This is a genomic window from Prevotella sp. TF12-30, assembly GCF_003436715.1.
Taxonomy (GTDB): domain Bacteria; phylum Bacteroidota; class Bacteroidia; order Bacteroidales; family Bacteroidaceae; genus Prevotella; species Prevotella copri_A.
In genome coordinates this window covers 1-19,586 of the sequence record NZ_QSQJ01000033.1, presented here as the reverse complement: position 1 = coordinate 19,586, position 19,586 = coordinate 1, and the positions used below count along the sequence as shown (strand labels likewise).

Sequence of the window (19,586 nt, the reverse complement as noted above, 5' to 3'; positions counted from 1 at the left end):
TCAAATATTCTTCGTACTTTTGCAAGCAGATGGTATAAAAGAAATTAATGACTAGATACATTCTTTCCCTGATAGCAGCATTATTCATAACCTTGAGCAGTTTTGCGCAAGGCAGCCTTCCTAGTCGCTTTAATGTAAGCTATCTCAATATGGCGGCAGGAATGCCTAATAATTTTGCGGATGATATTTTCCAGGATTCATACGGTTTCGTCTGGATCAGTACGCATGGTGGTGGACTGGTACGTTATGATGGATTCAATTATATGAACTTCAATCTGGGCTCATCCGGTATCAGTCTGCGAAGCAATAGCTGCCGCAATGTGTATGAAGATCATTTCAAGCGCCTTTGGATAGCTTTCGAGGAAGGTCCGCAGGTGCTCGACCTCAAGACGATGCAGCCCATCATTCCACCTTGTGAGAATGAAAAGGTAGAAGCTCAGCTCAACAAGGCACTCAAGAACCTTTGCACCCGAATGTATTGCGATGCCAAGGGCAATGTATGGATGCTATCCATCAATCTTCTAACCCGAATCTCCTTCAATGAGAAGGGCGAGGTGAATAGTGTCTTATTTATTGATTATCCATTCAATGCTCCTGACCTCGGCCTTTGCGATGTGTATCGCAATGGCACGGTGGTGATGTGTAACAATGGAGTAGTGAGTGAATTCTCGGTCAAGAACAATCAGTTGGTGGCTAAGAATATATCTTCTCTGTTCCCTAAACTCGATTCCCGTTATGCGGGAGCCGTCATATCTTATCACGGAAAAATCTGGTTGGCTACCAATCGTGGCTTGTTTAACAGCGCCAAGCAGGAATTCCACTGTTCGGCAACCGATCATTCACTCCAGCATGAGGTGGTAACGAGTCTTGCCATCACAGAGGATGATAAGCTTCTGGTGGGTACTCTCTGTGGTGTGGATATTATAGATGATAAGACTGGTATGATCGAGCATTGGAATTGTAGCAGTGTGAATCCGTTGAGTAGCAACTTTGTAAACAGCTTGTTGTCTAAGGATGGACAGATCTGGGTAGGTACCGAAACAGGTGGTATCACCAAGTTGGCACCACGCCAGTTGCAACTGGAATTTTTCAAGCACGATGCAGCGAATCCTGCCAGTCTTTCTCCGAATGCGGTGAATGCGATGTATGCAGCCCCGGATGGCACCCTGTGGGTAGGAACCGTAGAGGGCGGACTCAATGCTCTGGCTCCAGGCAGCAGGAACTTTACCCATTATACAATGGCAAATTCCGGTTTGCCCCACAACAGTGTTTCCACGCTTGCTGCCGATAACCGGGGGAATCTGTGGATAGGCACCTGGGGGACGGGCATTGCTGTGATGAATCTCCAGCAGCCGGGCAGGATCATTCCTCTTGTGGTAGATGCCAAGCATCAGCCTTTCCTGAATTTTGCAGGAGCACTGGTGTATGATCCTATCAATGATGGTATGTGGCTGGGAACCAATGATGGTCTCTTCTTCTACGATTTGAAGCGTCAGCAGTTGATTGAGCCTTTCAAGGGCTGTCTGAATGTGCGTGGCTGCATCGGAAACCTGATTACACCAGATGGCAAGCTCCTGATGGGATGTGTGCAGGGTATGGTGGAGATCAATCTGAAGTCCCGTTCTCGTGGAAAGGGCGAGTTTGCCGTCGAATATCATCCGTATAAGTTGGATGCCCCAGAGAGTGGCGTGATAGACAAGATTCTCTCTTTCTGTCTGGCGAAGGATGGCAAGATCTGGCTGGGCAGCAATGGCTACGGCTTGTATTGCTATAATTATAATAAGGAGGGAAAGACATACGTGAAGTCCTTCACCACGAATAATGGATTAGCCAACAATACCGTGAAGGGTATTGTAGAGGATAACCAGGGTATGTTATGGATAGCCACGGATAATGGACTCTCCATCTTCAATCCGAAGACCGAGACCTTCAGCAGTTATTCCCGTGAGGACGGACTGCTCAGTTCGCAGTTCTATTTCAATGGTGCCATCCGTGATGCCAAGGGTAAGATTTACCTGGGTACCGATGAGGGATTGATGGCGGTTACGGGTGTGAACCATGCGGTTCATAACTTAGCCAGACTGCGTTTTACCGAACTTCTGGTAGATAACCAGCCGGTGTTTGCCGGCAGTGATTATCTGGACGATGATATATCCATTGCCAAAAGGTTGTGCATCCATGAGAGCGACAAGTCGTTTACGATCTTCTTTTCTGCCTTGAACTATGGCAGCGAGAGTCTGGGTGTATATCTCTATCGCATGAAGGGATATGAGAATGATTGGGTTCAGCTGAAACCGGGACAGCACAGTGTACGCTATTCCACCTTGCCAGCGGGCAGCTATCAGTTTGAAGTGAAGTATATTCCTTCCTTCGATTCCGATAAGGAGCAGGTTATTTCAGTAGATATTAAGGTGACTCCTTATTTCTGGAAGAGCTGGTGGTTTGTCTCCTTGATGGTGATAGCCTTCATCGCCTTCCTGCTCTACATCTATACCAGCAGACTGGAGAAGATGCGCGAACGCGAGGTGGAGGAACTCTATCGTCCGATAGAGGCTGCTCTGAAGGATAGTGATGAACCGGGCAAGTTGCAGAGTCGCATCCAGATGATTCTGGAGAACCAGAAGCGCTATCAGGATAGTCAGAAGAAGTCGATAGAGGCAGACAGGAAACAGGTAGCCGAAAAGGAGCGTCCGTTTATGGATATCGTGATGGAGGTGATGGAGAAGAACTACGATAACTCGGAGTTCGGTGTGCAGGAGTTGGCTGATGAAATGCGGATGAACCGCAGTGTGCTCAGTAAGATGCTGAATGCTGAGGCTGGTCAGCCTACCGCCCAGTTTATCCGCAACTATCGTCTCGACATCGCGAAGAAGATGATTACAGAAAAAGTGGCAAACCGGAACATCACGGAAATAGCCTATCGTGTGGGCTTCAATGATCCGAAGTATTTTACCCGTTGCTTTACCAAGCAGTATGGTGTGTCACCTTCTTCCTATAAGGATTCGCTCGACGAGTAGGTGTGTTTGGAAGTGTATAATTGTTAAGAAACCAAAATACAACAAGGAGTCACTTGATTTAAGTCAAGCGACTCCTTGCTTTGTATGTGCGGGTGCACAACTAGTGGATAAGTGTGTAATAAACGGAAAAATCTACTGTTTATGCGGTTTGTCCACCTATTATTTACGTTTGTCCACCTACTTAATAGTGATTAATTGTACTTTTGCCACCGAAAATTAACGATCAAACCGATTTGCAGTAACAAACAAACCGTTTGAAAATTAACAAACCAAAGAAAATTAGAATAAACAAAATCATAAACCTAAAAAGTTTTAAGCAATGAGGAAACAATTATTCTCTATGATGCTATGCCTAGGAGCTGTCGGTGGTGCTTCTTTCGTAACCCCGATGACCGCTATGGCCGCTGTAGCACAGGACCAGGTGATTACAGTCAAGGGACAGGTTGTAGATGATCAGGGTGAACCTCTGATTGGTGCAACAGTGAAGACCAAGGATGCCAAGACCGGTGCTGTAACTGACCTCGATGGTAACTTCGAGATCAAAGTAAAAGCTAACGCTACTCTTTTGGTTAGCTATTTGGGCTTCAAGGAGCGCCAGATTGCCGTTCGCGGACGCGCTATCCTCGAACCTATCCAGCTTTCTTCAGACAATCAGTTGCTCGAACAGGTTGTTGTAGTGGGTTATGGTACTCAGAAGAAGGCAGACCTTACCGGTTCTGTAGCTATCGTCAATGCAGAGGAGATGAAGAAGGTATCTAACTCCAACATCTCTACCATGCTCGAAGGTAAGGTAGCTGGTGTGCAGATTACATCCGATGGTCAGCCAGGTGCCGACCCAAGCGTACGTATCCGTGGTATCGGTTCTTTCGGTAGCACTGCTCCTCTTTATGTCATCGATGGTGTGCCAATGGGTACCACTATCCGTGATTTCTCTCCTAATGATATTGAGACCATCCAGATCTTGAAGGATGCTTCTGCGGGTGCCATCTATGGTTCTCGTGCAGCTAATGGTGTCGTTATCATCACTACCAAGAATGGTAAGAAAGACCAGCCTCTGAAGGTGAACTATTCTGGTTACTTCGGTGTTGACCAGATTCCTGGCGATGTATATGACGTGATGAACGCCGACCAGTATAGCAACTACCTGGGTCAGGCTTGTTCTAACTCCAACACTCCTCTGCCTGGTGGTTACAAGATGGGCGAGGATGGCAAGTATCACTTCCAGGATGCTACCAATACAAATTGGTTTGACGAAGTATTCAAGACTGGTATCCGCCAGAATCACAACGTAGCCCTCAGCGGTGGTAGCTCTCACAGTACTTATAATGTATCTCTCGACTACTATAACCAGAAGGGTACATTGCAGGGTGCAGGTCCTAACTACGAGCGTTACACAGCCCGTGTGAACAACACCATGGACACCAAGTTCGTGAAGTTCCGCACCAGCATGGTTTATTCTCACTCTAACCAGGACAACATGGGTCTTTCCAATGCCTCAGAGTATGTTCAGGGTCTTTATGGTGATGTAACCAACGTGCTCCGTGGTACACTTCTGATGCAGCCAACTATCAAGGCTTACGATAACTCAACATGGGTTCTCGATGACAAGGTAGGTGCTGCCAACGGTTATCGCTACGATGCATACGGTTATGGTGTTTACTATGACAGCGTACATGGTGACATCTCTGCATCCAACCCATTGCTGGTTAATAACCTCCTGCAGCGCAACACCTTGGTTGACCGCTTCGTAGGTACCGCTTCTGCCGATGTAGATTTGTTGGGCATGGTAGGTATCAAGAGCAAGAACCATGGTCTTCACTATAATGTAAACCTCTCTTACAGCAAGACAGAGGCAAAGGATAAGACCTGGATTCCTTCCTGGATTCAGAGCAACCGTGTATATCTTGCCAAGGAGAACGAGCGTCTTACCAAGGGCTCACGCAACTACAGCGACGCCTTGGTTGAGAATACCATTACCTACAATGGAACAATCGGTAAGCACAACATCAACCTGCTCGCTGGTATGACTTACGAGGAAGAGAACACCAACCTCTTGACAGGTTGGGGTATCAACTTCACAGAGCCATACTTCCTCCAGCTTCAGAATGCCAAGAACACTTACTCAGAGTCATACGAGTACAAGCATAGCTTGGCTTCTTACGTAGGTCGTTTGAACTATAACTATGCTGAGAAGTACCTGATTTCTGCAGTAGTACGTCGTGATGGTAGCTCCCGCTTGAGCAAGAACATCCGTTGGGCAACCTTCCCATCTGTATCTTTGGGCTGGCGCTTCGATAAGGAAAAGTTCTTCCCAATCAGTCAGGATATCGTTAATATGTTCAAGATTCGTGCCAGCTACGGTGAGCTCGGTAACGAGAATATCGGTGAGTACCAGTATATGGCTACCATGAACCGTAACAACATGACTTACAGCTTCGGCAACAGTCCTGTAACCGGTTCTGCCGTTTCTACCTTTGTGAACAACGATATCGCATGGGAGAAGAAGAAGACTACCAACGTGGGTATCGACCTCGCGATGTTCAACAACCGCCTGGAGTTCACTGCTGAGTGGTATATGAATAAGTCAGAGGACTTGCTTTACTCTGTTCCTGTTCCTGCACAGACTGGTGTATCCAACACCTCTGTTACCATGAACGCTGCCTCTATGGAGAACAGCGGTTTCGAGTTCAGCGCAACCTATCGCAACCGTGACCACGCCTTCAAGTATGACATCAGTGCCAACTTGAGTACCTTGAAGAACAAGGTAACTTCTCTGGGTATCGGTAAGGACTCTTACATCTCTGGTGCATACGCTACCTACGTAGGTCAGGAGATCGGTCAGTTCTATGGTTGGGTTTACGAGGGAATCGCCCGTACACAGGCAGATCTCGACAACCACGCTACCCAGCAGGGTGTTAATGTAGGTGATTGCCTCTATAAGGATATTTCTGGTCCAGAAGGAACTCCTGATGGTGTAATCGATGCATACGACCAGACCGTATTGGGCAGTGGTCTTCCAAAGGTGAACTTCGGTTTGAGCACCCACATGGAGTATAAGGGATTCGACCTCAACATTTCTACCTACGGAGTATTGAACTATCACGTATCAGATGATATCTATAATAGCTTGAACTCTTGCTACGGCTATGGTAACAAGGAAGTAGGCATGCTGGATGCCAACCGCTGGTCAGAGGATGGTACCTACCTTTCAAGTGTTCCACGTACCTACGCTGCCAACAATGCAACATTGGCATGGAACGACCTCTTCAGCTCTCGCAAGATTCAGAATGCAGCTTACTGGAAGATTGCCAACGTAGAGTTGGGCTACAACTTCCCAGACAAGTGGTTTGGTGGATATGTCAGCGGTGTACGTCTCTATGTATCAGCACAGAACCTCTACACCTTCACAGGCTATCATGGATATAATGTGGACTATGCCGGCGGTACCTTTACCCCAGGTTACAACTTCTGCTCTTTCCCAAGTGCCAGAACATTTATGGCAGGTCTCCACTTCACATTCTAATAGTTTAAGAGATAAGGAAAACTACGAGAATTATTATTTAAAAGAACATTTGATATGAAACTATATAAATTATCATTAGCTCTCTTCCTTGGCCTCGGTGCAATGGCTACCACCTCATGCGAGGACAAGTTGGATGTTAACAATCCTAACCAGCAGACCACCGGAACCTTCGGTTTCAATGCTGATGATTTGGAAGAGTGCGTTATTGCAGCATACAACCATATTCGTATGGAAGGTTCTTCGGCACGTGTGGGTTATACCCTCGATGTAACACGTGGCGATGAGGTATGGAACTCATCACAGGTATGGTACATGCCATTCGATGATATGAATGACCCAGTGACAGATGAAATCTCTATGTGGCCTTGGCGTGAGGCTTACTATACTATTAATGTATGTAACTTCATTCTTTCACGTACTACAGGCGATGATGCTTCGCTCAGCGAAAGCATGAAGCGAATCAAGGGACAGGCACTCTTCCTCCGCGGTTATTCATATTATACATTGGCAGGATATTACCAGAATCCTGCGCTGATTACTGATTATGCCAACTATTCTACTCTGGATGGTCTCTATGGCAAGAACAGTACTTACGATGATGTGCTCGACCAGGTGGAGAAGGATTTCGCTGAGGCAATGACTCTTCTTCCTTCCCGTGATGCAGGTGGCGAGTGGGCAAAGGGTCGTGCTACCTGTGGTGCTGCTGCCGGCTACTATGCCCGTACCTTGATGCAGCGCCATAAGTATAGCGATGCACTCGTTGTACTCAAGGACATCATGAACAAGAAGTATGGCTCTTACAAGCTGATGGCCAACTATGGCGACAACTTCCGTGAGGGTTCTGCTTACGAGAACAATGACGAGAGCCTCTTCGAGATTCAGTATCTCGACTACGGTTCACAGGGTGTGGATGATGAGTGGACTCCTGTCAATACCAGTCCTAACGCTACACAGGGTCATGCCGTAGAGTCTAACTTCGCTCCTGGTAGATTCGGTGGATGGGCAGACCTCTCTGCATCTCCATGGTTGTACAACCTCTTCAAGCAGGAGCGTACCAAGGATGGCAAGCTCGATCCTCGTCTCTACTGGACTATCGGTACCTACGAGTCTGACTGGATTGGTTTCGAGAATGGCAACGTAGCTTACAAGAGTGAAATGACTCCTAATGATACCATCATCACCAACAACAACTATGGTGGTCTCCCTATCGCTAAGTGGACTAATTTCCGTACCAACCTTTATGACAAGGTTACTACAGGTCTTCATTGCGGTATCAACCTCCGTATGATGCGTTACTCAGATGTATTGCTTCGTGCTGCAGAGTGCGAGAACGAGGTAAATGGTCCTACACAGCAGGCTATCGACTGGATCAATCAGGTTCGTGAGCGTGCCAGCCTGAAGGATTTGAGCCTCTCTGATTTCGATACCAAGGATAAGCTCTTCGAGCAGATTGCCAATGTAGAGCGTCCTAAGGAGTTCGGTTGCGAGTATGGTCGTGGTTACGATTTGATTCGTTGGGGATTCTTCTATGATCAGGGTCGTTTGGCTCAGTTGAAGGAACACGGAACCTTCCGCCGTTCTCCATACAAGGCTAAGGAGCCGGTAAGCTACTCTTTGGTAGGTGTTGATCCTGAGGTGAAGAGCTCTTACGATACATACGTACCGGGTCATGAGTTCCTGCCAATCTATCAGGGCTTGCTGAACGATAACCCTAACCTGACTGGTAACTCTGCGAATACCAATACAGACAACTCTACTGATTTCTTCGGAAGAGGTTGGACAGTTCACCCAGTAGTAAACTTGGGCAAGTAACAATATTACAATATAGAATATATAAAATATGAAACACCTAAATAAAATAGCATCTGTCTTCTGCGTGGCAGCAATGGCTTTGACTGCATTGACAGGATGCGAGGGAAGTGACATGTTCAGTGTTAACTCTCCTGATTGGATTTCAGAGAAGATTGACTCCATCAATGCTGCTAAGGGCAATAATAATGCATTGCCAGAAGGTGAGGAGGATGTTTACACCGTTGGTGCTACTGACTATTCTTCTGGTTTCTGGACTGCCTTCTCTAAGTATTATGTCATACCTGAGGGCAAGACCTGGAATGCCGTGTTCAATCTGAACATCAACCCATCGGCTCCTAATACCTTCAAGAACTTCGCCCTCATCCTTGCTAGTGATGATGATCGTGGTGGCGCTAACTATAAGGAGTATGGAGCTATTCGTTTCGATAATCAGCCTAGCGGTAACTCTGAGTGGGGTGATTATATTGATAGAAGTGGTGTAGTAAGTGATCTTACTTTTGAAACTGATACCGACGAAGGCGTACAGAAGCTCGGTGGTACAGTCGTTGTTACTGTTGACCGCTCAGACCCTAATGCCTTCAGCGTCAAGATTACCAATGGTACAGTAACCAAGACATACAAGCAGTCAACCCCTCTTCCAAATCTCAATCCTGATGCAAGCGATACCAACATCCGTGCATTCCTTGTACCGGAAGGTTCATACATCAACTTCCTCCAGTCTAACCTCGAGCCAATCGGTGGTTTCACTTCTGCAGAGGATAAGCAGCCTCTTTCTATGGAGTTGCACTCTGTTCCTAAGAAGGTTTTGGTTGGTACATCTCTTGAGGATGCAATGGCCAACGTTTCTGCTACCATCACATTCGAGACTGGTATCACCAAGGAGGTTCCTGCTGCTGAACTCGGATTTGTGGCTGTTCCTAATATGGATCAGGTAGGTGTGAAGACACTCGTTGCTATCTACAACAAGACATTCAAGAACGAGAACTGCAGTACTCCTATTGCAGGTCAGGCTCAGTTCAGCGTGGTAGATAAGATGTTCAACAGCCTGGGTGCTACCGACAACTCAACTCCATTCTTCGGTGTTCTGTCAGATCCAGTAAAGGTAGCTCCTCATGAGACTCAGGTGATGCAGTTTACCAACTATACCAATGGTGGTAATAACTGGGAAAACTTCCTCGTTGTAATGGTAAACGGTGCTGGAACAGAATACGGTGTTACCCGTGCCGACTGCTACGGTTGGGGTACAGCTTATGACGGCAAGGCAACTCCTTTCGGTGCTCCTGAAAATTGGGCTACATGGCTTGCTGACATGGATGGCGCCAAGGTTACTCTCTATACAACCAACAATGGTGATGGTACTGTAGATATCAAGTACGATATCGTTGCAGCCAATGGTCATAAGTATCACATGGGCTACACAGGAATCTCTGGCGTAGATGCCAACGATTTCTTTGTCAAGCTCTCTCTTGAGAAGGCTCACCTGGAGTTTGATACCGTCATCGGTAATGAGGACAATACTTCTGCTTTCTTCGGAGCTCTCTCTAATGTGTTTGATGTTCCTGCAGGCAAGACCGTTTCTACTCAGTTCGTCAACTACACAGCTGGTGGTTCTAACTGGCACAACTTTGTAGCTGTGCTTGTCAACAAGGCAAACGACAAGGAGTATGCTGCCGTTCGTGCCGACAATTATGGTTGGGGGGCTGGATATGATGCATGTTCTCATGCCTGCTCATGGGAAGACTGGGGTGCTTGGCTTGCCGCTATGGATGGTGCCAAGGTTCAGCTCTCTGTAACCAATGTAGGTAATGGTACAGCCAACATCAAGGCAACCATGATAGGCAACAATGGTGTAACCTACACCCAGACCTATAATGGCATCAACAACATCGATGCCAATGACCTGGCGTTCAAGCTCACCATAGAAAAGGCTCATCTGGTATTCGATTTACCATTTGCCAATTCTTCATTTGCATCAGCACGCAAGCATTACTCACGTGCACATCGCAGATAAGAGATTTTTGAAATAGTATGATAAGGCATGACCTATGCGGAAACACATTCCCATAGGTCTGCCTTTTTTCAGAAAAGAAGATTATAAAACTAACTAAACGAAAAGAAAAATGAAAAAGCTTCATATATTTGCCCTTTTGCTGGCTTGTACGCTGATGGTAGGATGCAGCAGTAGCAGTGATGATCCGGAGATTCCTGTGAATCCAACTCCTACACCTACACCAACCCCTACACCTACACCAACTCCTGGTGATCAGACAGCAGAGGAACTGGCTAATTACAAATGTCCTACCTATGATGATAATTATACATCGGTGGCTGCCTGGACACAGCGCTCGAAGTGGAATCTTGCCAATATGCACGATCCTACGGTGGTGAAGGCATCTGATGGATATTATTATATGTATCAGACTGATGCCAGCTATGGCAATGCACATCAGAAGGATATCCGCAACAGCAACAAGCACGGGCACTTCTTCTGCCGCCGCTCCAAGAATCTCGTAGATTGGGAATTTGTAGGAGCCACCATGGTGGGCTTGCCTTCCTGGATAAAGACAAAACTCAATGAATTCCGCAAGGGCATGGGAGTGGCTGAACGTCCTGACAGCTATTTCGCCAATGACCTGGACTTTGGTTTCTGGGCTCCATGCGTGCGCAAGGTCAACGACCATCTCTACCGTATGTATTATGCCATCACCTGTCCTGGCACCATCAATGGTGACGGAACCTGGAGTGAACGCGCCTTCATCGGACTGATGGAGACCAGCGATCCGGCTTCCAACAAATGGGAAGATAAGGGATATGTCATCACCAACGCTTCTGACAAGGGATTGAATTTCAAGGTAAAATCAGATAATTGGGCAAACTGCTATTTCAAGTATAATGCCATCGACCCTACTTACATCATCACTCCAGAAGGAAAGCATTGGCTGATATATGGTTCCTGGCACAGTGGTTTCGCTGCTGTGGAGCTTGATGCCAATACGGGTAAGACCAAGGCTGCCTTGCCTAACCCATGGGGTACAGCCGATGAAATCGCTGCTTACGGAAAGACCATCTTTACACGTACGTTGAATAACCGTTGGCAGGGTTCCGAGGCTCCGGAGATAATATATCATGATGGCTATTATTATCTTTTCGTTGCTTACGATGCCCTGGATGTTCCTTACAATACCCGTGTGCTCCGTTCCAAGAACGTGGATGGTCCGTATGAGACCATGAATGGTAAGATTACCGATGCTGCCAAGGGTGCCAATGAGGAACCTACCGTGCTGACTCATCCTTACAAGTTCAGCGCAGGAAGCGGTTGGGTAGGTATCAGTCACTGTGCCGTATTTGATGATGGTGCAGGCAACTGGTATTATGTTTCCCAGCAGCGTATGCCTGCCAATGTTGCAGGTATTGCTGCCAGCAATGCCATCATGATGGGTGGCGTGCGTTCTATTCAGTGGGATAGCAACGGATGGCCAGTCGTGATGCCTGAGCGTTATGGAGCTGTTCCACAGGCGACAATCACCGCCAGCGAACTGGAGGGAACCTGGGAAGGTATCGAACTCTCTTATGAGTATGGCAAGCAGAAGACCAGCAAGACCTTCAAGCTCAGCAGTAATGGCGTGATGGAGGGTGGTTCTGCCTGGAGCAATGTCAAGGCATGGAGCTTCGATGCTTCTTCCAACACATTGACCATCGGTACTACCAAGCTGAAGGTTCAGCGTGAGGTAGATTGGGAGGCAAGTCCTCGCAAGGTTACCATCGTTTACTCGGGTGTGAGTGGCAACAGAAGCTATTGGGGAAAAAAGAATTAAGATCTTTAGTTAGTTTTAATGTTTTGCCGCATCTGCGGTTTTTGACAGAATAAGGGGGAGCTAAGCTGTGAAGCATTCAGCTCCCTTTTTTAATAACTCAATATAGTAAGTAATTCTATAAACAATAACAAAAAACGTATGAAAAATTTTTTGATTAAAGATATAAGAGTATGGGTTCTCTCCATACCCATAATGGCGGCTTGTGCCGTTTTCGCCGTTTCCGCAAAGGCGCAAACGGCTCTTCCACAGCCAGTTGTTGTGGATACACCAATGGTTCATGATCCCGTGATGGCTTACGAGAATGGCAAGTACTATCTCTATTGCACGGGTCATGGAGTGGCTCAGATGACTTCTACCGACCGCCAGCACTGGACTCTGAATCCGCAGGGTGTATTGAAGGATGAGGCTCGTGGTGCTTTTCCGGCATGGACGCACGATAGTGTACCGGGATATGAGAGTCATACCTGGGCACCGGATGTCATCAGGTATAAGGATAAGTGGTATATGGCTTATTCCTGTTCTACTTTCGGCAAGAACACCTCTGCCATCGGATTGCTGAGCAATTCTTCGCTCGCCGATACTGATGGATGGAAGGATGAGGGCTGCCTCATATCTTCAAAGGGTGGTAGAGACAACTGGAATGCCATTGATCCGAATTTTGTGATTGATGAGAAGGGAAAGCCTTGGCTTACCTGGGGTTCTTTCTGGGATGGTATCCAGCTTATTCCTTTAGACAAGAAGACGATGCATGTGAAGAAGGGCGCCAAGCCTCAGACCATTGCCCGCCGTTATGCGCTCAATCAGATGGATGTGCCTACCAATCCTACCTCCCGTGATGCCGGCACCAATGCCATCGAGGCTCCTTTCATCATGAAGCATGGTGGTTATTACTATCTCTTCGTCAGTTGGGATTACTGCTGCCAGGGTATGAAGAGTACCTATCGTGTTGCCGTAGGCAGGAGCAGGAAGGTGGCTGGTCCTTATTTGGATAAAGAAGGCAAGGATATGCGCAATGGCGGTGGCACCCTGCTGCTGGAAGGCGACAAGAAGGAATATGAGGCGATGGGGCATTGTTCTGCCTACTCCTTCCCTGATGGCGATTTCTTCTTCTGCCATGGTTACAGCGTGCCGAAGAATGGTGCCAGCATCCTGGTTCAGAAGAAAATCAACTGGACAAAAGATGGCTGGTTGACGCTGGAATAAGATATGTCGAAGCTGATACCGATTTTTACCAGTCGCTTGCCTTCTGTATGATATGGCAGCATATTAAAATCCGGAAACTTGTAAAATAAGGCGTTCTGTGTAGTTAAAAACATGTAAAATAAGGCATTCTTCATTATTTTTTCTTATCTTTGTTCGCCCCGAAAAAACAATGGGATTGGGTTGTGGAAATGGGGAAGAGAAAATAGAGAAAAAAAGAGAAAATCAATCGCAATATAAGAAATGAATAAATTAAAAGCATTATTGGGCTTCGACCCGAAGACTACTACGGTCAAGACGGAATTGATAGCTGGTATGACTACCTTCTTGACCATGTGTTACATCCTGGCAGTAAACCCTACCATCCTTGCCACCACAGGCATGGACAAGGGGGCTCTCTTTACTGCCACAGCCATCGCTTCTGCCATTGCCACCTTCCTGCTGGCTTTCATGGCAAAACTGCCTTTTGCCCAGGCTCCCAGCATGGGACTGAACGCCTTCTTCGCCTTCACCCTTTGTCAGGCAATGGGCTTGACCTGGCAGCAGGCTTTGGCAGTATTGCTCGTAGAGGGTATCATCTTCCTTGCCATCACCTTCCTCAATATCCGTGACAAGATATTGGAGTGCATTCCGAAAAACCTCCGCTTTGCCATATCGGCAGGTATCGGTATGTTTATCGCCTTTATCGGTTTGAAGAATGCGGGCATCATTACTGCGAATGCTGATACTTTCGTGCAGCTCGGCAAGTTTACACCAGTCAGCATCCTGGGTCTCATCAGCATCCTGCTCTGTGGCTGTCTGATGGCGAGAAGAGTGAAGGGCTCTTTGTTTATCGCCATCATCATCTCTACCTTGATTGGTATTCCGATGGGCGTAACCCAGTTCTCTGACAACTGGATGCCGGTATCTACCCCTCACAGCATAGCTCCTATCTTCTGCCAGTTTGATTTCACGGGCTTCTTTACCCCAAAGATGTTCATGGTGGTATTCTCCCTGTTGCTTGTCAACATCTTCGATACCATCGGAACGGTTCTGGGATTGGTTTCCAAGTTGGGTATCAAGGAGAATGAGAAGGGTGAGATTCCTGGTGTGAAGGAGGCGATGATGAGTGATGCCATCGGTACTACTGCCGGTGCCCTGCTGGGTAGCTCTACCATTACCACTTATGTGGAGAGTGCTTCGGGCGTTGCCGAGGGCGGTAAGTCGGGCTTGACATCTTTCTTTGTGGGTTTGATGTTTATCCTGAGCATCTTCCTGGCTCCTATCTTCCTGCTGATTCCGAGTGCAGCCACCAGTGGTGCCCTGGTAATGGTGGGTGTATTGATGATTGATTCGTTCAAGAAGATTGAGTTGGAGGATATTTCCGAGTCATTCCCTGCTTTCATCACAATGATTACGATGGTGCTCTGCTACAGCATCGCCGATGGCATCTGCCTCGGCATCCTGAGTTATGTGCTTATCAAGATGATGGTGGGTAAGTTCAAGGATCTGAATCTTACGCTCTATATCCTGAGCGTCTTCCTGCTCTTCAATTATGTTTTCAGCTAAATGAAGCGATAGATAAAAACGAGGCGGCAACCTGCATCACGCAGATTGCCGCCTTCTTCTTTTCTAACTAACTTTCTTATCAACTATTCAAAAAATGTATCAATATATTGGGTATATCCAGGGCTGATGCCCTGGATGTAGCTTGTTTCTTGTTTCAATCTTTCTACTTCATCTTTCTATTTCAATCTGATGATGTTCAGAGAGCTGGCTGGAATCTCTACTGTGGCACCATTCTTCTCTGTAGTTACGTAGTTTTCTACAGGATAGATGTTGGTAGGGTTGTCGATGGTGTTCTCCTCCAGACCGTTCTTGGCAGAAAGGCGGATGAGCTTGCCAGCCTTGATCTCCTTGCCCTGAAGATTGATCTTCGCTGTGGTGTGCTCGGTGCTGGTGTTCGCAATCTTCAGGATTACCTCGCCCGTTTGTTCATCAAGTGTGGCTGTAGAGAAGATGCCAGGAAGGGTGTTCGCCTTCAACTTGGTAGCGAATACCTCCTTGCCATCCAACTTGGCGAAGATGCTGTCGCCTACTACCTTCAGCTCGATATCATACCATTTGCCGGTTTCAATCTTGCCTGGGCAGGTAGCAATCTGACTCTTGGCACCATTCACGATAGACTCCACGCCGTGCTGGGTATTGTTCCAGCCACCAAGGTTCAACCAGCAGTAGTTGTTCTTATCTACGTAGTTGAAGATGATGAGGAAACCCTCGTTTCCGGCATCCTTCTTCGCGCGTACCTTATATATATAACCGTTGCTGGTAATCTCGCCTGGGTTCAGACGGATGCAGCTCTCCTCGTTGCTGGTCTGCTTGATGAGGCTACCCTCAGCCTTCCACTGTCCACGGATGTCGGTAGGCAGTTCCTGCAAGGTCATTGGCAGCGCCTTGCCGTTCTCATCGCTGTAGCCCTTGTCCTCGAAAGAAACCTGGGTGCCCCATGTTCCCATTCCCACACGGCAGATGGCTGGCTTCACCTGGGTCTGCTCATACTTGTATGGATTCTCCTGATTCACCTTCAATACACGGGTACCGATATTGTTCGCCATCACGTTCTGGACGTAGTAGGATGGAGTTCCGAATACCTTATCTGATGTATATTGAATCATATCCGGTGCCCACATACGGTTGTTGAGGTTGGCGAAGATAGGAGCGTAGGATGCCATGGTCACGATATCAGAATTGTTCTCGATGCCCATCATATAGACAGCCTCACCGAGTGCAGCATCGAGCGAGCCCATATTGCCGAAGCCCTGGGTTACGGCATATTCGCCTACATAAATCTCGCTGCCCTTGCGGTCGTAGTTATCATACTTGTTGAAGTTCTCGGCAAACCAGGCTGGGTTTCTGTAGTAGTGCTCGTCGAGCAGCTCTACGCTCTCGTTGCTTTCCCACTTAGGGTTATCATCGCCCCAGGCTACCACGTTGCCGATGAGATGCATCTTAGGATATTTCGCCAATACGGCATCCTTGAACTTCTTGAAGCGCTCGTAGTAGTGGTCGCTCTGAGCCGCAGGATCCGGCTGGTTGTTCTCATTACCAATCTCCAGATACTCGATGTTGTATGGTTCCGGATGACCGTTCTTGGCACGCAGCGCACCATACTTGGAGGTAACAGGACCATTGGCATACTCCAGGGCATTCATGCACTCGTCAATCCAAGGCTGGATGCTGTCCACAGGAGTCATACCGCCGTGCCACAAACCTACGTTTACTACATAGAGAGGCTTGGCATTCAAATCTTCGGCAAGCTGCAGATACTCATCGAATCCCATACCGTCGCTGGTGCGGTAGCGCCAGTTTACGTTCTTATGTCCCGGACGCTCCTCGATAGGACCGATAGTCTTCTCCCAGTGGAATGCATTCTCCGGAGACTCCTGTCCCTCTACGTAGCAACCGCCTGGGAAGCGGACGAACTTAGGATGGATGTTATAGAGAAGCTGAGCCAAATCAGGGCGCAAGCCGTTCTCGCGATTCTTGAAAGTAGGAGGGAAGAGGCTAACCACGTCGAGAACGATGGTACCCTTTCCGTCAGCTACGAGTTCAAACTGTGCTTTCGCATCGTTGGCATTGGCTGTGAGTTCTGCTGTATATTTGGTCCACTTCTTGCCAATCTTGGCATTGAGTGCAGTTTCTGCATACACCTTGTCGCCCTTTGCGTTGGTGAGACGAGCCTTCAATCCGCCTTTGTAGCTACCCTTTGCCCAGAAAGAGAGCTTGTAGGTTCTGCCCTGTACGGCGTTGATGCCCCAGAAGCCTTCGTTGATGAGAGAGGCTGTGGCTGCTGGTTTGGCAGCAATGGTAAGCTGGAGAGCCTTGCCCTGTGCCTTGTTGAGCAGACCCTTGTTGATGAGTTGTGTCTGGATTTTTGCACCTTTCTGGGCGGAAGTTTTCCAGGTAGGGATGTTCTTGTCATCATCTTCGAAGGAGCGGTTGCTGATGAGTTCGGCATAGAGACCGCCGTCAGCAGCATGGTTGATATCCTCGAAGAAGATACCATATAAATTAGGTGAAACCTTGACGCCTGGGTTAGAGGCATCTACGTTGATGGTTACTTGGGCATTGGCTGCCAAAACAGAGGCGAGAGCCGCCGAAAGTAAAAACTGTCTTTTCTTATTCATTTGCTTATTTTTAGGCTTGTTTTTATTTTGTTGCTTGTTATTTGCTGGTAGCATGAAGCCGCAGCTTTTGGAAGTTACTTCCTGCTGCGATTCATACACAGCCGCAAAAGTACACAAAATACACGGAAAAGAGGTGGACAAAACGGAGAATATAGTGTAAAAGGTGGATTTTCTGCTGAAAATCCACCTTTTTATCCTCTGTGAGGGTGTGTCATTATTCCTCGGATTATGCACGGAAAATCTATGAAGTAATCCCCCAATCCAATATGCCTTTTCCTTCCTCGTCCAGTTCTATGCCGAGACCTATCACCTTTCGCTTGTCAGCCTTGAAAGGTTCCAGGTATCTGTTTTCTTGAATCTGCTGGATGGCAGCCTTCTTGCCGCCATTGTTTCTCAGCTTCAGTTCTATCACGTAGATGTAGCGGGAAGTCTGGGCTATGAGGTCGATTCTTCCTGTGGCAAGCATGTGCTCTACTTCTACTTTCAGTCCGATGGCATTCAGAATGGTACTGATGATGAGTCTATAGCGCTCTTCCATATCCATTGAGGCAAGCTTCTTGTTGCTGTAAGGCACGTCGGCAACCAATGCTTTCAATGTTTTCATAGCATCTGCGATTTCACCAGTACCCAATTGACGGAACAGACTACTCTGCAGACTGATGATATCGCTTTCAGATTGCATTGTCAGCGTGGGGAGAACCACCTCGTAAAGAGCCTGTTTCACTTCCTGATTAGGGAAACCGAGGAAGTAGCCAAATTCATCGCTGCTTTTGATGGTAAGGTAGCCCGTCTGATAGAGGAAAAGCTCGGCACCACCATTGATTACATCAGAACTCTCAAGCGTTTTGCGTAAGATTGGACAATGTTCGAAATTACGTAAGCGAAGCTCCATATTATCCACAAACTTCGGCAGCATGGAGGTAGCGCCTGATGAAACCCAGAAACAGCTCAGGTCTTGTGTATCAAGTGCATTGAGGAGACTGAAAGGATTGTAGATGTCCACCATATTTCTGCGACTGAAATGGTAGCCGTCGTAGTAATCCTTCAGGTTATCATGGGTTTGCTGCAAAGTCCAGCCGTTCACTTCTGCCATTCTTTCCAGTTCCGGCTTGAAGTTCTGTCCGATTTCTTCTTCTGTGATGCCGCAGATGGCAGCATATTCTGGAAGAAAACTGATATTGGTCAGGTTATTGAGTACCGAGAAAAGAGAAATCTGCGTAAACTTGGTAATGCCCGTGATGAAGACGAAACGCTGGTAGGCATCGTCAGCCTTCAGAATGGCAAAAACGCTTCTATATACGTCTGTGCAACCCTCATGCTCGGGAGTTTTCCAGGAGTGCTGGAGAGGAGAGTCGTATTCATCGATGAGAATGGCGACTTTGAGCCCTGTTTGCTTATAGGCGGTTTTGATGATGAGGTCGAAGCGGTTTCCCAGTGAATCTGTTGGTTTAATATGGATGCCATATAATTGCTCATAAACATCAAACGTTTGATCCAGATATGCCTTAACTTCATCTGCGGTTGCTCCCCCTCGGCTCATATCAAGTCGAATTACCGGGTACTGTTTCCAATCTTTTTCCAGCTCCATGATTTTCAGTCCTTCGAAGAGATCTTTTCTTCCTTCGAAGTAAGCCTGGAGCGTATCAACAAGCACAGATTTTCCGAATCGACGAGGACGGCTCAAGTAATTATACTTAAAACCTTGGTTCGCCAATTTCCAAATCATGTCAGTTTTATCAACATAGAGGTATCCTTCCTCTCTGATAACATTGAAAGATTGTATGCCTACCGGCAGCTTTCTGTATTCATTGTTTGCCATAATCATTTCTCCTATTCCTTTCTTTAGCCGCAAAGATACGGCAATTTTTTGGATTGTGCAAGTTTTTGGCAATTAAAAAGATGTAAATCGTTTCTGACAGGGGGGATTGCAAATCCCCAGGTTTGATAAGTCGAACCTTTTTATACGACGGATTGCAAATCATAAGTGGTTGATAGTTTTATTATTCAATAGAGGTAAATTCTATGGTTTTTCAAATTTTTGCATTTTTTTCTT

Annotated in this window: 8 protein-coding genes and 1 pseudogene; 7 read left to right on the top strand and 2 right to left on the bottom strand. The window is 47.1% G+C overall.

The window, feature by feature from the left end; translation table 11 throughout:
* Positions 1-47 precede the first annotated feature (47 nt).
* The 7 genes and pseudogenes from DXD25_RS11765 to DXD25_RS11735 all read left to right on the top strand — a co-directional run bounded on the left by DXD25_RS11765 (position 48) and on the right by DXD25_RS11735 (position 14,915).
* Positions 48-3,017 carry a two-component regulator propeller domain-containing protein gene (locus DXD25_RS11765; RefSeq protein ID WP_117663671.1) on the top strand — a complete coding sequence of 990 codons (2,970 nt, stop codon included), beginning with the start codon at positions 48-50 and terminating at the stop codon, positions 3,015-3,017.
* A gap of 319 nt (positions 3,018-3,336) precedes the next feature.
* Positions 3,337-6,540, top strand: coding sequence for a TonB-dependent receptor (locus DXD25_RS11760; RefSeq protein ID WP_117663670.1), 3,204 nt, complete (start codon positions 3,337-3,339; stop codon positions 6,538-6,540).
* Positions 6,541-6,594: 54 nt separating this feature from the next.
* The gene (locus DXD25_RS11755) at positions 6,595-8,352 is read left to right on the top strand and encodes a RagB/SusD family nutrient uptake outer membrane protein (RefSeq protein WP_117663669.1); all 1,758 of its coding nucleotides are present in this window, start codon (positions 6,595-6,597) and stop codon (positions 8,350-8,352) included.
* Between the two features lie 28 nt (positions 8,353-8,380).
* Positions 8,381-9,823: pseudogene (locus DXD25_RS11750) on the top strand (hypothetical protein); the annotation flags it as partial.
* A 649-nt stretch (positions 9,824-10,472) separates the two neighbouring features.
* Positions 10,473-12,167: an arabinan endo-1,5-alpha-L-arabinosidase gene (locus DXD25_RS11745; protein ID WP_117663668.1), complete on the top strand. Its 1,695-nt coding sequence runs from the start codon at positions 10,473-10,475 to the stop codon at positions 12,165-12,167.
* 138 nt (positions 12,168-12,305) lie between these two features.
* Positions 12,306-13,370 (top strand): family 43 glycosylhydrolase, encoded by a 1,065-nt coding sequence (locus DXD25_RS11740; protein ID WP_370453419.1) that lies wholly within the window; start codon positions 12,306-12,308, stop codon positions 13,368-13,370.
* A 240-nt stretch (positions 13,371-13,610) separates the two neighbouring features.
* Entirely contained in the window at positions 13,611-14,915 is a 1,305-nt protein-coding gene (locus DXD25_RS11735; protein WP_117663666.1) for an NCS2 family permease, read from the top strand.
* A gap of 176 nt (positions 14,916-15,091) precedes the next feature.
* Here the strand turns inward: DXD25_RS11735 and DXD25_RS11730 are convergent, their stop codons facing one another.
* Together DXD25_RS11730 and DXD25_RS11725 are read right to left on the bottom strand one after the other, a co-directional pair.
* Complete coding sequence (locus tag DXD25_RS11730; RefSeq protein WP_117663665.1) at positions 15,092-17,533, bottom strand: alpha-L-arabinofuranosidase C-terminal domain-containing protein; 2,442 nt, start codon at positions 17,531-17,533, stop codon at positions 15,092-15,094.
* A gap of 241 nt (positions 17,534-17,774) precedes the next feature.
* A complete protein-coding gene (locus DXD25_RS11725) occupies positions 17,775-19,352 on the bottom strand; it encodes an ATP-binding protein (protein WP_117663688.1) in 1,578 nt (525 codons plus the stop codon).
* Positions 19,353-19,586: the final 234 nt, after the last annotated feature.

Excerpts from the sequence above, each read along its gene's own strand:
- DXD25_RS11740 (WP_370453419.1), top strand. The coding sequence starts at position 12,306 with ATGAAAAATTTTTTGATTAAAGATATAAGAGTATGGGTTCTCTCCATA.
- DXD25_RS11755 (WP_117663669.1), top strand. The coding sequence starts at position 6,595 with ATGAAACTATATAAATTATCATTAGCTCTCTTCCTTGGCCTCGGTGCA.
- DXD25_RS11745 (WP_117663668.1), top strand. The coding sequence starts at position 10,473 with ATGAAAAAGCTTCATATATTTGCCCTTTTGCTGGCTTGTACGCTGATG.
- DXD25_RS11735 (WP_117663666.1), top strand. The coding sequence starts at position 13,611 with ATGAATAAATTAAAAGCATTATTGGGCTTCGACCCGAAGACTACTACG.
- DXD25_RS11760 (WP_117663670.1), top strand. The coding sequence starts at position 3,337 with ATGAGGAAACAATTATTCTCTATGATGCTATGCCTAGGAGCTGTCGGT.
- DXD25_RS11730 (WP_117663665.1), bottom strand. The coding sequence starts at position 17,533 with ATGAATAAGAAAAGACAGTTTTTACTTTCGGCGGCTCTCGCCTCTGTT.
- DXD25_RS11725 (WP_117663688.1), bottom strand. The coding sequence starts at position 19,352 with ATGGCAAACAATGAATACAGAAAGCTGCCGGTAGGCATACAATCTTTC.
- DXD25_RS11765 (WP_117663671.1), top strand. The coding sequence starts at position 48 with ATGACTAGATACATTCTTTCCCTGATAGCAGCATTATTCATAACCTTG.